This is a genomic window from Kribbella sp. CA-245084 (assembly GCF_050942355.1).
Lineage (GTDB): Bacteria > Actinomycetota > Actinomycetes > Propionibacteriales > Kribbellaceae > Kribbella.
Genome location: NZ_CP192053.1, coordinates 8858988 through 8874204, shown reverse-complemented (window position 1 = coordinate 8874204; position 15217 = coordinate 8858988). Strand labels below are relative to the sequence as shown.

Sequence of the window (15217 nt, the reverse complement as noted above, 5' to 3'; positions counted from 1 at the left end):
ACGGGAGGGGAGGCGTCAGATGAGCACGAAGGACTGGCTCGAGAAGGACTTCTACAAGGTTCTCGGCGTCTCCAAGACCGCCGAGGCCGACGAGATCAAGAAGTCCTACCGCAAGCTGGCGCGCAAGTACCACCCCGACTCCAACGCCGGTGACGCGTCCGCGGAGGCCAAGTTCAAGGAGGTCTCCGAGGCGTACGACGTCGTCGGCGACCCGAAGAAGCGCAAGGAGTACGACGAGGCGCGCCGGCTGTTCGGCAGCGGCGGCTTCCGGATGCCGACCGGCAGCGGCCAAGGCGGCGGCGGGTTCAACTTCGACGTCGGCGACCTGTTCAACCGCGGCGGCTCCGGCAGCACCGGCGGCGGGCTCGGCGACATCCTGGGCGGCATGTTCGGCGGCGGTGGCCAGCGTACGACCACCTCGACGACGGCCCGTCCGCGGCGCGGCCAGGACATCGAGACCGAGGCGACGATCGAGTTCGCCGAGGCCGTGAACGGTGTCACGGTCGGGCTCCGGATGACCAGCGACGCGCCGTGCCCGACCTGTCATGGGACGGGCGCGAAGTACGGCACGGTGCCGAAGGTCTGCCTGAAGTGCGAAGGCACGGGTATGCAGACCTCGGTGCAGGGCGGCGTGTTCGCCATGACCGAGCCGTGCACCGAGTGCAAGGGTCGTGGCCTGGTCGTCGACCAGCCGTGCGAGACCTGCCACGGCTCCGGCCGCGGCCAGTCGAGCAAGACCATGCAGGTTCGCATCCCCGCGGGCGTGCAGGACAACCAGCGGATCCGGCTCAAGGGCAAGGGTGCGGCCGGCGAGCGAGGTGGCCCGGCGGGCGACCTCTACGTCACCGTGCACGTCAAGCCGCACCGGATCTTCGGTCGTCAGGGCGAGCACCTGACGCTGAACGTCCCGGTGAGCTTCACCGAGGCGGCGCTGGGTGCCGAGATCAAGGTTCCGACCCTGGACGGCCTGCCCGTCACGGTCCGGATCCCGGCCGGTACGGCGAACGGCAGCAAGCTGCGCGTCCGCGGCAAGGGATCGGTCCGGCGGGACGGGACCAAGGGCGACCTGATGCTGACGCTGGCTGTGCAGGTTCCGCACGAGTTGACCGACGAGCAGAAGGAAAAGCTGCAGGAGTTCAACTCCGCGTCGGATCATCCTGATCTGCGGGCCGGGTTGTTCGGGAGTTCGTGATGGGTATCCCGTTCAGCCAGGTGCCGACCTGGGACGACCGCACCCCGATCTATGTGATCTCGGTCGCGGCCCAGCTGGCCGGCATGCATCCGCAGACGTTGCGCCAGTACGACCGGCTCGGGCTTGTTGTGCCGAGCCGGGCGTCCGGCCGCGGCCGGCGGTACTCGGCGTACGACGTGGCGAAGCTGCGCTATGTGCAGCACCTGTCCCAGGAAGAGGGCGTCAACCTCGCGGGAATTCGCCACATCCTCGCGCTACAGTCGGAGGTGGAGGACCTGCGCCAGCGGGTCAACCAGCTTCTGGCCGAGGTTCAACGCGGTGTCGGCGCCTCTCGGCGCACCGCCACCAGCCGGGTCTTCTCGGCCGGTCCAGCCGGCGACGTGATCGCCATGGGCCGGCAGCAGACCACGACACGATGGATCCGCACCCAGCCACTGGAACTCGGCTCGCGCTGATCCTTCACCCCGGGGGTTTTCACCAGACCACCGGAGGTACTCCGAAACCCACCCTCGGAGGCCTCCGGCTCCGGTGGAGGCCGTCGTTCCCCCGCGACGCCTCCACAGTCGAAGGCGCGTCATTCCCCCCGGCGCCCTTCGACCCCGCGGGGTGGTCCGTCATGGACCGCCCTGCGGCCTCTTCACCGAAGCCTCCGGCCGCACCGGCCGGAGGCTTTGCGTGCGTTCAGCTGCCGGTCAGCGCAGAACCTGTTGTCTCCGGCCACGGACCGCATACTCTGGCGAGGTGACGCTGAAGCTGGAGACGGACCGGCTGCTGATCCGGGACTGGGAGGAAGACGACGCCGACGCCGCGCTGGAGATCTTTGGCTCCGCCGACGTGGCGCCCTGGCTGTCACCGGCCATCGACAAGGTGCCGGATGCCGCGATCATGCGGTTGATCCTGCAGTCCTGGATCGAGGCCCAGCCGAACTTCGTGGTCCCGGCCGGCCGCTGGGCGGTCGCACGTCGCGACAACGGCGAGATCGTCGGCGCTCTGCTGATCCGGTTGCTCCCGCCGTACGAGGAGGATCTGGAGATCGGCTGGCAGCTGCGGCCGAGCGCCTGGGGCAACGGGTACGCGAGCGAGGCGAGCCGCGGGCTGATGACCTGGGCGTTCAAGGAGGGCGACGTCGACGAGCTGTTCGCGGTCGCCCGCCCGAACAACAAGCGCGCGATCGCGACCGCGACCCGCCTCGGCATGCAGTGGGTCGGCGAGACCGACAAGTACTACGACCTCAATCTGCAGGTCTACCGGATGCGCGCCTCCGAGTTCAGCACGTAGAGCAGCAGGAGCCCGCTCAACAGGTAGGCGTCGCCCGCCACCGACTGGATGAGCGTCCAGTCGTACTCACGGTCGCCCGCGAACGGCATCCGCCACGGCAAACCCACCACGAAGACCGCCGTCAACAGAGCTGCCGGCACGGTACGACGTCGCGCCCAGAGCACCGCCGCGGCGGGCACGGCCCAGACCCAGTGGTTCGTCCAGGAGATCGGCGACACGAGCAGTCCCGTGAACGCGGTTGCGATCACCGCCTCGAAGCTGAGGCCACGATCGTGCAGACGCCGCGCCGTCAGCAGACCGGCCACACCGACAACGGTTGCCGCTAGCAACCAGATTGGTGTCGCCGAGTTGTGCGTGATCCGGGCGATCGCGCCACGCACCGACTGATTGCCGACGTACTGCGCTGGTCCTGGCCGGCCCGGGTCGAAGATGTAACGCGTCCAGAACGCCGTCGCCGGTCCGGGCATCACCAGCCAGCCGATCACGATGGTCGCGAACGTCGTACCCGCCGCGATCGCGGCTTCCCGGAATCGCTTGGTGATCAGCAGGAAGACGATGAAGATGCCCGGGGTCAGTTTGATGCCGGTGGCAAGACCGACGAGGACGCCGCGGTACCGCGGCGGCACGTGGCCGAGCAGGTCGAGCATCAACAGGGCCAACAGGATGAGGTTGATCTGACCGAGTCCGAAGGTGGACCACACCGGCTCGAACGCCAGCGCGGCGAACGCAATCACCAGCCCGGCAGTGCGTCCCCAGCCCAGGGCCTTCGCCGTTGCCCAGCCGATCACGAGGAGCGACACGCCGGACAGCAACGTCATCAGGAGTCGGGCGAACTCCTGCCCGATCGCGAGCGGTGCCAGCACGATCGCCGCGAACGGGGGATAGGTGAACCCGAGTCCCATTCCGGGGTACTGGTGGTGGACGGTGTAGATGTCCTGTCCGTGCAGCAGTCCGGTGGCCGCCGCGTAGTACACCCGCAGGTCGGACATCATCAACGACGGCCGCCAGATCAACGCGCAGAGCAGCGGCAAGATCGTTGCCGCCAGCACCAACACCCGGGCCGGAACACCCCGCCGGACCCGCGGTGGAACAAGGTCGATGGTCATGCCTTCGACCCTCCCGGCGTACCCCGGTCGGCCACATCGCCAGCGGGAGCGAACCCGGATCGGTGGCGCGAGGGACGTCGTACCCAAGGCTGGAGCACTTTCGAATGACGGCCGTGTCACTCCAAAGAGTGACGGCCCGAGACCCCTTCGCAAGCAGAATGGGAGGCGTGAGTACACGCGGGGTGCTGGCTTGGTTGTCCGTCGGTAAGCGGGCGATCTGGCTCGACGCTGCGGTCGCGGTGGTCGGGCTGGTCAGTCTGCAACTCGGGGCTGCCAACAGTCACACGGACGGCTGGCCGCATGTCTGGCTCGGGCTCCGCATGCTCGTCATGGTGTTTCCGGTGCTGATCGTCATCCGTTGGTTCGAGCCGGCGGTGGCGCTCCTGGGCCTGGTCGGTGGCGCCTACCTGGCCGGTCTGGTCGGTCAGCTCGACTGGATCCTGCTGGTCGGGTGCGTGCTGGCTCTGTGGTCGCTGGCCGGTCGTTGCCGCGTGCCCACAGTTCTGGCTGTTGCCGGTGCGGCCGCGGCGGTGCCGCTCTTGCTGGGTCTGGTCCGTCTGCCGCTGATGAAGGTTCTCTACCGCAGTTCGGGCCCTGGCATCACTACCCACGACTACGAGAAGATCGCCGGGAGCGGCTGGCCGCGCTGGCAGGCGCTGCTCATCGTCGTACTGGCACTCGTGTTCCTGGCGCTGCGTCATCGGAGCTGGGCCCAGGCAGTGACTGCGCGGGAGCGGATGATCGACCTGCGCGGGTTCCTCCGCGACCCTGACTATCTGCTGCTGCGCAACGTCATCCTGGCAGTCCTGGCCTCGGGGCTGATCCTGACCGAGATCGGTGCGGACCTGTTCGAGGGCAACTGGTGGAGCGCTCCGCGCTGGATGCCGTACGTCGTTGCCTACGCCGCGCTGACGCTGTTGCTCCGACGCTGGTCCGTCGTTCCGGTCGTAGTACTCGCGGTGGCGTCGCTGATCGCGAACTGGCAGGCATCGACGGACATCATCTCGCTGTACTGCGCGTTCGGGCTCGCCTTGTACTGGCTGATCGTGACGCCGAAGCACGGCCGGAGCCTGCGCTGGACCTTTCCGACAGCCGCAGCCGTCCTCGCAGCGCTGCCGCTCATCAGCTACTGGATGCCCTACTCCGCTATGGCGGTAATCTTCCCGGCCATCCGCCAGGTCGGGTTCGACTGGGACTCCGACGGCGTACTCCGGAATGCCTGGTACGCCGCGATCATGGCGCACCGCTGGCCGGTCAGCCTGTCGCTGGTCCTGCTGCTGCCGGTGTGCGCGGGGATCGCGGTCCGCTTGTACTGGCGTAACCGCGAGGCGGCTCGCCGGGAGGTGGAGCTCGAGCAGCAGGCCGTCGAGCGCGAGGCCGAGCAGGTGGTGCTCACCGAGCGGTCGAACATCGCCCGTGACCTGCACGATGTCGTCGCGCACGCGGTCAACCTGATGGTGATCCAGGCCGAGACAGGGCCAGATCTGGTACGGCGCGGCGAGGCCGACGTGCTGGCCGGGTATCAGCGGATCGGAGACGCCGGGCGGCGAGCGCTGGGCGAGCTGGACCGGTTGCTGTCGGCGCTGCGGGACGCTGACGGCGTGCCGGATCCGCAGCTGGCTCCACAGCCCGGACTGAAGGATGTGCGTCAGTTGGTGACCGATGTGTCGTCCGAACAGCTTCCGGTCGCGCTGGATCTGACCGGCGATCCAGCGCTGCCGCCGGCCGGACACCAGCTCACGGCGTACCGCTTGGTGCAGGAGGGGCTGACCAATGCAGTGCGGCACGCGAAGGCGACCAAGGTGAACGTCACGGTCGCAATCGGCGCTGAGGGGATCGCGGTCGAGGTCGTGGACGACGGCGCCGGGTTCGATCCCGCCGCCGCACGTCGGAGCGGACGCCACGGGCTGGCCGGCATGCGCGAGCGGGTGCGCGTCCACCACGGCACGCTGGACATCGGCACCGGGCCAGGTGCCGGTACGACGATCAAGGCCTGGATCCCGGTCGGAGCCGCTCGGTGATCAAGGTGATGGTGGTCGACGACCAGGACCTGGTCCGGGACGGGATCGCGATGATCCTCGACGGGCAATCGGATATCGAGGTGGTCGCGCAAGCGGTCGACGGCGCGGACGCGATCCAGAAGGCAGCCGCGATCCTCGATCTGGCCGTCGTGCTGATGGACGTGCGGATGCCGGTGATGGACGGGATCGAGGCGACCCGGCGGCTGGCCGGTGGGCCGAAGGTGCTGATCCTGACCACGTTCGACCTGGACGAGTACGTGTACGACGCCCTGCGGGCCGGTGCGAGCGGGTTCCTGCTGAAGCGCTCGTCGCGGGACGAGTTGATCAACGCGGTCCGGGTGATCGCGGCCGGTGACGCGCTGCTGGCGCCGCCGGTGACGCGTCGGCTGATCGACCGATTCGCCGACATCAGGCTCGACCCGGCGGTGGCGACGCGGCTCGACGTACTCACGGCGCGCGAGCGGGAGGTCCTGGTCCTGGTGGCCAAGGGCAACTCGAACGCGGAGATCGCGGCAGAGCTGCACCTGACCGAGCACACGGTCAAGACCCACGTCAGCCGAATGCTGACCAAGACGGGCCTGCGCGACCGGGTCCAGGCGGTCATCCTCGCGTACGACGCCGGCCTGGTCTCGGCCGGCCAGCGGTAGTCGTCGAGTTGTCCACAGGCGCAGATCTCGTCGGCCGCGAAGCGTGCGGAAACGGATACAACTTGTAGTGAGGGGAGCTTGGAACCCTGAGTACACCCTGGGATTTCTCAGAGTTGAGTGGAATGGACTCAAGTTTCGATAGGTTGTGTCTGGTGAGACCTGTTAGTTGAGCTGAAAGGCTGGAAATAGATGGACGTTCAGCGGTTGACGACGCTGGCCCGGGAAACCCTGTCGGTCGCGATCCGTCAGACGTCCGCGGCGGGCAACCCGACCGTGGAACCGATTCACCTGCTCTCCGCGCTGCTCGCGCAGCCCGAGGGGACGACGATCGGTCTGCTCGAGGCAGCAGGCGGCGACCTCGACGTCGTGCGCCAGAAGACCGCCGCGCAGCTGAGCCGGCTCCCGAAGGCGAGCGGTGGCAGCGTACAGGCGCCGAGCCTGTCGCCGAAGACCGGCGACGTGCTGAACCAGGCAGAGCAGCGGGCCCTCGGGCTCGGGGACGAGTATGTCTCCACAGAGCACCTGTTGATCGCGCTGGCGACCGTCGAGGGTGTGGCCCAGACCGCGCTCGGCGTGACTGCGGACGCGCTGTTGCAGGCGTTCGACCAGATGCGGGGCAACCGCCGGATCACCTCTCCGGAGGCTGAAGGCACCACCAAGACGTTGGAGAAGTACGGCGTCGACCTGACCGAGCGGGCCAGGGAAGGCAAGCTCGACCCGGTGATCGGCCGTGACTCCGAGATCCGGCGCGTGGTCCAGGTGCTGTCCCGTCGTACCAAGAACAACCCTGTGCTGATCGGTGAGCCCGGCGTCGGCAAGACCGCCGTCGTCGAGGGGCTGGCCCAGCGGATCGTGGCCGGTGACGTGCCCGAGTCGCTGCGTGGCCGCCGATTGATCAGCCTGGACCTCAGCGCGATGGTCGCCGGTGCGAAGTACCGCGGTGAGTTCGAGGAGCGGCTGAAGGCGGTGCTGACCGAGATCAAGGAGTCCGACGGTCAGGTCATCACGTTCATCGACGAGCTGCACACCGTCGTCGGCGCCGGTGCGTCCGGCGAGGGCGCGATGGACGCCGGCAACATGCTGAAGCCGATGCTGGCCCGCGGTGAGCTCCGGATGATCGGTGCCACGACGCTGGACGAGTACCGGACGCGGATCGAGAAGGACCCGGCGCTGGAGCGTCGGTTCCAGCAGGTGTTCGTGGGCGAGCCTTCGGTTGAGGACTCGATCGCGATCCTGCGTGGTCTGAAGGAGCGGTACGAGGCGCACCACAAGGTCGCCATCTCCGACTCTGCCTTGGTTGCCGCGGCCACGTTGTCGCATCGCTACATCTCTGGCCGTCAGCTTCCCGACAAGGCGATCGACCTGGTCGACGAGGCGGCGTCCCGGCTGCGGATGGAGATCGACTCGTCCCCGGTCGAGATCGACTCGCTCCGTCGTACGGTCGACCGGCTGAAGATGGAGGAGCTCGCGCTTGCCCGCGAGGAGGACGCCTCCAGCCAGGAGCGGCTCGAGCGGCTGCGTGCCGACCTCGCCGACCGCGAGGAGGAGCTGCGTGCGCTGGAGTCGCGGTGGGAGAAGGAGAAGTCCGGCCTGAACCGGGTCGGCGAGATCAAGGAGCGGATCGACGAGCTGCGCGGGCGGGCCGAGCGGGCCCAGCGCGACGGTGACTTCGAGACCGCCTCCCGCATCCTGTACGGCGAGATCCCGGAGCTGACCAAGGAGCTCGAGGAGGCCTCGGCCGAGCCCGAGGTGACCGATGGCCCGGACGCGATGGTCAACGAGGAGGTCGGTCCGACCGAGATCGCCGAGGTGATCGCGATGTGGACCGGGATCCCGACCGGGCGGCTGCTCGAGGGCGAGACCGGCAAGTTGCTCCGGATGGAGGACGAGCTGGGTCACCGGCTGATCGGTCAGCGCGAGGCGGTCAAGGCCGTCAGTGACGCCGTACGACGTGCGCGGGCCGGCATCTCCGACCCGGACCGGCCGACTGGCTCGTTCCTGTTCCTCGGTCCGACCGGCGTTGGTAAGACCGAGCTGGCGAAGGCGCTGGCGGACTTCCTGTTCGACGACGAGCGGGCGATGGTCCGGATCGACATGTCGGAGTACGGCGAGAAGCACAGCGTCGCGCGGCTGGTCGGCGCCCCGCCCGGCTACGTCGGGTACGAAGAGGGCGGCCAGCTCACCGAGGCAGTGCGGCGGCGTCCGTACTCGGTGATCCTGCTGGACGAGGTCGAGAAGGCGCACCCCGAGGTCTTCGACATCCTGCTGCAGGTGCTGGACGACGGGCGGCTGACCGACGGCCAGGGCCGTACGGTCGACTTCCGCAACGTGATCCTGATCCTCACCAGCAACCTGGGTTCGGCGTACCTGGCCGATATGTCGCTCGACGACAAGGCCAAGCGGGACCAGGTGATGGCCGTCGTGCGGCAGTCGTTCAAGCCGGAGTTCATCAACCGGCTGGACGAGATCGTGCTGTTCGACGCGCTCGGCAGCGAGGAGCTGACGAAGATCGTGGCGCTGCAGATCGCCGCGCTGCAGCGGCGGCTGGTCGACCGGCGGATCACGCTCGAGGTGGACGACGGCGCGATGGAGTGGCTGGCGATGACCGGGTACGACCCGGTGTACGGCGCCCGTCCGCTGCGCCGGCTGGTCCAGTCCGCGATCGGTGACGAGCTGGCTCGCGGGTTGCTCGACGGCTCGGTCCGCGACGGCGAGACCGTCAAGGTCACACTCAACGAAGCCAAGGACGCCCTCGAGGTGTCCTGACGGAAGCGGGGCCCGGTCTTCATGACCGGGCCCCGTTTCTCAGATCCGGTAGGTCAGGATCGTCACGCCGTTGTCCAGCGCGGTGTGGCTGTCGAGCGTGAGCTTCGTAGGCGGCGTTTCGTCGACGAACAGCTTCGAACCCGTCCCGAGCAGCACCGGGTGCAGCATGAGGTCGAGCTCGTCGACCAGGTCGTTCTCGAGCAGGCTGCGGAACAGGGTCGGGTTGCCGTACATGATGATGTCGCCGCCCTCCTGCTCCCTGAGCTGCTTCAGGGCGGCGATCGCATCGCCCTCGAGGAGCGTGGCGTTCCAGGTCAGGTCGCCCTTGAGGGTGCTGGAGGCAACCAGCTTCGGCAGGCTCCGCAGCCGATCGGCGTACGGCCCCTCGGCGTTGCCCCACGCGGCCGCGAACATCTCATAGGTACGACGTCCGCAGAGGAAGTAGTCGCATCCCGCGAGCTTCTCGATGGACAGCCGCACCGACTCCTCCCCGAAGTACGGCAGCGCCCATCCGCCGTACGACGTACCGCTGTAGCCGCCTGGATCCTCGGCGACCCCGTCGAGCGTCACCAGTGCCGAGGCAATGATCTTGCGCATATCTCTTCCTTTCGGGTCTTTGCTATGTAGACCGGCCGCGGACCCGAAAGGAATCGGGGAGAATAGGGAAGTGACGCAATGGATCAACACCACGCACGACTGGGCAGCCTCCGTCGACAGGGACCATCTGGGCGCGATCCGCGCTGACGCCGAGCGGTATGCGCCTGGCGGCGTACTGCATCTGGTGCTGGAAGTGCTCGCCTACGCGGACGACGAGGCCGAGTCCGCGGCGCAGCGCGGGCAGTGCACGGTCACGCTGCACGAGGACGGCTCGATCTCGATCGCCGACAACGGACGCGGGACCGACACGCGCGTCGACGAGCACGGAAACGTGGTCAAGAAGCCGGTCATGGCGACGAAGGACCTCCGATTCTTCGACGACCCGGCCGCTCCGATGCTCCCCGACGGCCATCCGCGGCGCGGGATGTCCGTTGTTGCCGCGCTCAGCGACTGGCTGATCCACACCAACCGCCGTACGAACGGGTCGTGGACGCAGCGCTACGAGCACGGCATCCCGGTGACTGACCTCGAGCCGGTCGCCTCCGACGGGACGACGGGTACGACGGTGCACTTCCTGTCTGACCTGCCGTACGCCGATGTCGCGCCGTACCTGGGTTTCTCCCATCTCGATGTTGGCGTGGTGCGGCTTGGGTGATCTGGCAGGATCGGGGCGGGGGCAGGTGGAAGGAACATCGGACCGAATGAGTGAGCAGCGCGGCGACCTGCCGGGCGAGGAGCGACCAGGACCGTACAGCGGTCTGTTCGGTGCGGCTCCGGACACGTACGGCTATCAGCTGACTCCGCCCAAGCAGGTGACGATCGCCTCCGTGATCGCGATCGGGCTCGGCCTGATGTGCCTGCTGCTCGCGATCCTCACGCTCACCTCGGCCGGCGACCAGATCTCCGAAGTACTGACCGGCTCCCGCGGCAACGCACCGGTTGCGGTCGCGGCAGCGATGATCTGCGCGTTCATCTACTTGGTCCCCGCCCTGTACCTCCGCAAGCGCCGCCGCTGGTCGCGCTACATGCTGATCGCAGTCGCCGCCATGGGCATCGCCGGCGGCGTGATGGCCCTACCCGCCAGCATCCTGGGCCTCGCGATCCACCTGACCCTCCTGATCCTGATGCTCCAACGCCCCACCAAACTCTGGTTCGGGAGGCCCTAGTGGAGATCTGGATCAACCCCGCCTGTTCCAAATGCCAAGCAGCCACCGCAGCCTTCGACGAGGCCGGCATCCCCTACACCGTCCGCCGCTACCTGGACGACCCACCCACCGCCGAGGAACTCACCGAGCTCCTCACCCGCCTCAACCTAGAACCCTGGGACCTGATCCGCCCCAACGAACCCGAAGCCGAACCCCTCCGCACCGTCCCCCGAGACGCCGCCCACCGCACCACCTGGATCGAGGCCATGACCACCCACCCCATCCTCATCCAACGCCCCATAATCACCGCCACCGACAACACCACCGCAATAGCCCGCGACCCCGAAACCCTCGCCAAGTTCCTGCCCTAGTCATCTGCCCCAGGATGCCCCGGGATACCCCACGACACCTGTGGATGACGCCGGCCGTCAGGCTCGCGTTTCCGGGAGAATTCGGTGAATGCCGAGTCTGTCCGAGTCAGCCTTCAGCCTCTCTGCATGGGTCGACGAGTCCATAGTCGTCCGGGCCGGCGGTGAGCCGGGGACGTACACGATGGCTGCCGTTGTGACCGACAACGCACGCTGCGAAGACCTCCGCCGTGAGCTCGCGAATATGAGTATCAAGCCCGGCGTCCGGCTCCACTGGGTGGGTGAGTCGATGAAGCGCCGCGATCTCATCGCCGAGGCGATCGCGCGGATGGACATCGCCGCGATTCTCACGGTGGGCACACCGATGGAGCGCTCACGGCAGGAGCGTGCTCGACGTTGCTGCCTCGAGCGCTTGCTGTATGAACTGGATCGGTTCGGTGTCTCGGAGGCGTGGCTGGAGTCGCGCAGGTCAGTGCAGGATCGCCGTGATCTTCACCTGGTCGACAGCGCGCGCCGCAAGTGCTTGATCTCCAAGGAGCTGACGGTTCGGTTCGCCAGACCGGCGGGGGAGCCTTTGCTCTGGCTGCCTGACGCGGTTGCCGGAGCGATGTCGGCAGCTGTGCTGGGTGAGGCGCGCTGGCTGGGGGCCATGGATTCTGTCGTGACGATTCATCGGGTCGTCGTCCGTTGAAGCAGGTCGATCAAGCCCCAGACAGCGCGAAAGCTGGGGCCCGTCATTCCGGCGGGAATCCCAGCTTCACTTCTCACCAAGCAGCGCGTGGCGAGCTGTCACAAGTATTACACAGACCGTGGCAGTTGTCCTCGCTGTTGCCGACCTCAGAGTTTCTGTAGGCGGTTCAGGGCCTCTTGGAGAACCTCGGGTTGTTTGCAGAAGGCCCAGCGGATTAGGGGGCGGCCCAGGTCGGTGTTGTCGTAGAAGACTTGGTGGGGGATGGCTACTACGCCGGCTTTTTCGGGGAGCATGCGGCAGAAGGTGATGCCGTCGGTGTGGCCGAGGGGGCGGATGTCGGTGGTGATGAAGTAGGTGCCGGCGGGGCGGTGGACCTCGAAGCCTAGGTCGGCTAGGCCGTTGGCGAGGAGGTCGCGGCGGGACTGGAGGTCGGCGCGGAGGGCGTCGAAGTAGTCGTTGCCTAGGGCAAGCGCGTTGGCGACGGCGGGCTGGAACGGGGCGCCGGAGGTGAAGGTGAGGAACTGCTTGGCGGTCGTGACGGCGGTGACTACTTCCGGAGACCCGGTCGCCCACCCGATCTTCCAGCCGGTGACGGCGAAGGTCTTGCCGGCGCTGCTGATCGACACGGTGCGGTCCGCCATGCCGTCGTACGACGCGAGCGGCCGGTGCTGGAGGCCGTCGTACACCAGATGTTCGTAGACCTCGTCGGTGATGACGACAAGATCGTGCTCGACCGCCAGTGAGCTGATGCCCTGGAGTTCGTCGTCGGTGAGGACGGTGCCGGTCGGGTTGTGCGGTGAGTTGATCAGCAGGACCTTCGTCCGCGGCGTGATCGCGGCCCGCAGTTCGTCGAGATCCAGCCGGTACGACGGGGCGCGCAGCGTCACCGGCACGCGGCGTCCGCCCGCGAAGGCGATGCCGGCGGCGTACGAGTCGTAGTACGGCTCGAGGGCGATCACCTCATCGCCCGGCTCCACGAACGCGAGCAGCGCCGCGGCGACCGCCTCAGTCGCGCCGGTGGTGACCAGGACCTGCGTGTCCGGGTCATAAACCAGTTCGTAGAACCGCTTCTGATGATCCGCGATCGCCTGCCGCAACGCGGGTACGCCGCGAGCCGGTGGGTACTGGTTCGCGCCCGCGCGGATCGCCGCGATCGCATCCTCGAGCAACGAGTCCGGCCCGTCGCGGTCCGGGAAGCCCTGACCGAGGTTGACCGACCCGGTCGCCACCGCGAGCGCGGACATCTCGGCGAAGATCGTCGTACCCAGCCCGTCCAACCGCTCAGCATGTGCTCGCATTCGTCAACCTTCGACGGCGGTGACCATGTGCGCAAGCCAGGCGCGCGCGGCTGAGCGGTCGGCTGCGGTGAACGACGCCTCGAGTTCGTCCTCGACCTTGCGGATCGCCGGGGTCGCCTCGTCGAGTCGGCGGGCTCCGGCGTCGGTCAGGTGGACCTGCTGGGTACGCCGATCCTTCGGGTTCGGCCTGCGCTCGATCAGCCCGGCCCGCTCCATCCCGGTGATCAGCTCGTTGGCGGACTGCCGCGTGGTGCCGACCACCCGGCCGACGTCGGCGATGGTCAGGCCGGGATCCTTCCGCACGCAGAGCAGCGTCCCGTACTGCTGCACCGACAGCCCGTGCTCGTCGAGCGCCTCGGCGAGCACGGAGCGCATGCTCAGCCAGGCGTGCCGGACGAGGAACGTCACGCAGCCGTCGTCGCCATAGGAGTCCATGCTCCCCATTCTGCCCGGGTCCGCGAGTGGACACGAAAAGGAGATTGACAGGTTCCTGTCAATCGAGGATGATCGAGATCTCGTCAGGGTCCTGACAATTATAGGAGACTTCGTGTCCTCGATCGACCTCATCCCCGAGCGGCGGCAACGCCGCATCCTCGCCATCCTGGTCGTCTCGGCCGTCCTGATCTGGATCGACTCGACCGTTCTCGGTATCGCTCTCGAACGCCTGGCCGACCCCGTCGACGGCCTCGGCGCTACGCCCGGCCAGCTCCAGTGGGCCGTCGGCATCTATTCACTGCTCTTCGCCACCGCGCTGTTCCTGGCCGGTGCTCTCGGTGACCGCTTCGGCCACCGAACCATCCTCATGCTCGGTCTGCTGGTCTTCGGCGGCGCCTCGGCCTGGGCCGCCTGGGCCACCGGACCCGTCGCGCTCGTCCTGGCTCGCGCCGCGATGGGCCTCGGCGGCGCTCTGATCATGCCGACGTCGATGGCGATCATCGGCTGGACCTTCCCGCCGGAACGCCGGGCCGGCGCGATCGCGATCTGGGGCTCGTCGGCCGGTGTCGGCGTCGCCGTCGGACCGGTGCTCGGTGGCCTGCTGATCGACCACTTCTGGTGGGGCTCGGTCTTCACCATCAACCTGCCGATCGTCGCGTTCGGCCTGGTCGGCGCGGCACTCGTCCTGCCGAATCCGCGAAGCCCGCAGCGCCGCCGGCTCGATCCGCTCGGCCTCGGCCTGTCCACCCTCGGTCTGCTCGGCCTCTCGTACGGGCTGATCGAAGGCGGCCACCAGGGCGGCTGGAATCGCTGGCAGGTGTGGGCGAGCATCGCGGCCGGACTCGTCCTGCTCGCCGGATTCGTCTTCTCCGAGTGGCGGGAGCGGGAGCCGAGCTTCGACCCGCGCCTGTTCCGCAACCGCCGGTTCGCGGCCGGCAACTTCACCCTGGCGGTCGTGTTCCTGCTGCTGACCGGTCAGAGCTTCTACCTCGCGTTCTACCTGCAGGGCGCCCGCGGGATGAGCGCCTTGTCAGCCGGCCTGATGTCGTTGCCTGCAGCAAGCGGTGTCATCGTCGGTTCGCAGTTGGGCTCGAGGCTGGCAGCCCGGTTCGGCGTGGCCAAGGTCTCCGGTACGGCGGTCTTCGTGCTGGCTGCGTGCTCCTCGCTGAACCTGCTCTACGACGTCGACACCTCGCTGGTGTGGGTCGGTGTCGTCGGTGCACTCGTTGGCCTGTCCATCGGTATGACTACGGCCCCGACAACGACCGCCGTACTGGCGACACTTCCACTCGATCGCATGGGCGCCGGATCGGCCGTCAACAACGTTCTTCGCCAGGTCGGCAGCGTGCTCGGGGTCGCCATTCTCGGCACGATCGTCTCGTCGACCTACCAGCACCGGATCGCGCCGTCGCTCGTCGGCCTCCCGGATGCCGCCGGTACGTCGGCCGAGACGACCCGGCACGTCGCGGGCACGCTCGGTCGCCCGGAGCTGGTGAAGGCCGCGAACGACGCCTTCATCCACGCCATGCACATCGCGGCCCTCGTTGGCGCCGGCATCGTCCTGGTCGGCGCCATCGTCCTGGTGCTCGCGTTCCGGATCCCCAAGCCATCACAATCCCCGGAGCCGCGGGCCGCCGAGCGTGAGCCGGCCGGCACTGCGTGATTGTGATGGG

Annotated in this window: 15 protein-coding genes; 11 read left to right on the top strand and 4 right to left on the bottom strand. The window is 67.9% G+C overall.

All coding sequences use genetic code 11. The features are described 5' to 3' along the window. Positions 1-19 precede the first annotated feature (19 nt). The 3 genes from dnaJ (at position 20) to ACQPYH_RS42655 (ending at position 2470) form a co-directional block, all read left to right on the top strand. Entirely contained in the window at positions 20-1192 is a 1173-nt protein-coding gene (dnaJ, locus tag ACQPYH_RS42665; RefSeq protein WP_432883861.1) for a molecular chaperone DnaJ, read from the top strand. Further along, positions 1192-1647, top strand: coding sequence for a heat shock protein transcriptional repressor HspR (locus tag ACQPYH_RS42660; RefSeq protein WP_432883858.1), 456 nt, complete (start codon positions 1192-1194; stop codon positions 1645-1647). Before dnaJ ends, ACQPYH_RS42660 begins: the two co-directional genes overlap by 1 nt. Before the next feature lie 286 nt (positions 1648-1933). Continuing rightward, entirely contained in the window at positions 1934-2470 is a 537-nt protein-coding gene (locus ACQPYH_RS42655) for a GNAT family N-acetyltransferase (RefSeq protein WP_432883855.1), read from the top strand. Here the strand turns inward: ACQPYH_RS42655 and ACQPYH_RS42650 are convergent. Continuing rightward, positions 2437-3576 (bottom strand): glycosyltransferase 87 family protein, encoded by a 1140-nt coding sequence (locus tag ACQPYH_RS42650; protein ID WP_432883853.1) that lies wholly within the window; start codon positions 3574-3576, stop codon positions 2437-2439. The two genes, ACQPYH_RS42655 and ACQPYH_RS42650, sit on opposite strands and share 34 nt — an antisense overlap. 167 nt (positions 3577-3743) lie before the next feature. Between ACQPYH_RS42650 and ACQPYH_RS42645 the strand changes: the two genes are divergently transcribed. The 3 genes from ACQPYH_RS42645 to clpB all read left to right on the top strand — a co-directional run bounded on the left by ACQPYH_RS42645 (position 3744) and on the right by clpB (position 9010). After that, complete coding sequence (locus tag ACQPYH_RS42645) at positions 3744-5597, top strand: sensor histidine kinase (protein ID WP_432883850.1); 1854 nt, start codon at positions 3744-3746, stop codon at positions 5595-5597. Next, entirely contained in the window at positions 5594-6244 is a 651-nt protein-coding gene (locus ACQPYH_RS42640; RefSeq protein WP_432883848.1) for a response regulator, read from the top strand. The genes ACQPYH_RS42645 and ACQPYH_RS42640 overlap by 4 nt, the downstream gene beginning before the upstream one ends. Before the next feature lie 189 nt (positions 6245-6433). Next, complete coding sequence (clpB, locus tag ACQPYH_RS42635) at positions 6434-9010, top strand: ATP-dependent chaperone ClpB (protein WP_432883846.1); 2577 nt, start codon at positions 6434-6436, stop codon at positions 9008-9010. Between the two features lie 39 nt (positions 9011-9049). On the opposite strand, the gene ACQPYH_RS42630 is transcribed toward clpB, so the two are convergent. Further along, positions 9050-9607: a dihydrofolate reductase family protein gene (locus ACQPYH_RS42630; RefSeq protein WP_432883843.1), complete on the bottom strand. Its 558-nt coding sequence runs from the start codon at positions 9605-9607 to the stop codon at positions 9050-9052. Between the two features lie 70 nt (positions 9608-9677). On the opposite strand from ACQPYH_RS42630, the gene ACQPYH_RS42625 reads away from it, so the two are divergent. The 4 genes from ACQPYH_RS42625 to ACQPYH_RS42610 all read left to right on the top strand — a co-directional run bounded on the left by ACQPYH_RS42625 (position 9678) and on the right by ACQPYH_RS42610 (position 11811). Further along, complete coding sequence (locus tag ACQPYH_RS42625; RefSeq protein ID WP_432883841.1) at positions 9678-10262, top strand: hypothetical protein; 585 nt, start codon at positions 9678-9680, stop codon at positions 10260-10262. Positions 10263-10308: 46 nt separating this feature from the next. Further along, a complete protein-coding gene (locus ACQPYH_RS42620) occupies positions 10309-10773 on the top strand; it encodes a hypothetical protein (protein ID WP_432883838.1) in 465 nt (154 codons plus the stop codon). After that, positions 10773-11123: an ArsC/Spx/MgsR family protein gene (locus ACQPYH_RS42615; protein WP_432883836.1), complete on the top strand. Its 351-nt coding sequence runs from the start codon at positions 10773-10775 to the stop codon at positions 11121-11123. The genes ACQPYH_RS42620 and ACQPYH_RS42615 overlap by 1 nt, the downstream gene beginning before the upstream one ends. An 88-nt stretch (positions 11124-11211) precedes the next feature. Further along, positions 11212-11811 (top strand): hypothetical protein, encoded by a 600-nt coding sequence (locus ACQPYH_RS42610; RefSeq protein ID WP_432883833.1) that lies wholly within the window; start codon positions 11212-11214, stop codon positions 11809-11811. Positions 11812-11957: 146 nt separating this feature from the next. Here the strand turns inward: ACQPYH_RS42610 and ACQPYH_RS42605 are convergent, their stop codons facing one another. Continuing rightward, positions 11958-13109: a pyridoxal phosphate-dependent aminotransferase gene (locus ACQPYH_RS42605; RefSeq protein ID WP_432883831.1), complete on the bottom strand. Its 1152-nt coding sequence runs from the start codon at positions 13107-13109 to the stop codon at positions 11958-11960. A gap of 3 nt (positions 13110-13112) precedes the next feature. Continuing rightward, the gene (locus ACQPYH_RS42600; protein WP_432883829.1) at positions 13113-13544 is read right to left on the bottom strand and encodes a MarR family winged helix-turn-helix transcriptional regulator; all 432 of its coding nucleotides are present in this window, start codon (positions 13542-13544) and stop codon (positions 13113-13115) included. Positions 13545-13656: 112 nt separating this feature from the next. On the opposite strand from ACQPYH_RS42600, the gene ACQPYH_RS42595 reads away from it, so the two are divergent. Further along, positions 13657-15207, top strand: a complete 1551-nt coding sequence (locus ACQPYH_RS42595; RefSeq protein WP_432883826.1) for an MFS transporter — start codon at positions 13657-13659, stop codon at positions 15205-15207. Positions 15208-15217 lie beyond the last annotated feature (10 nt).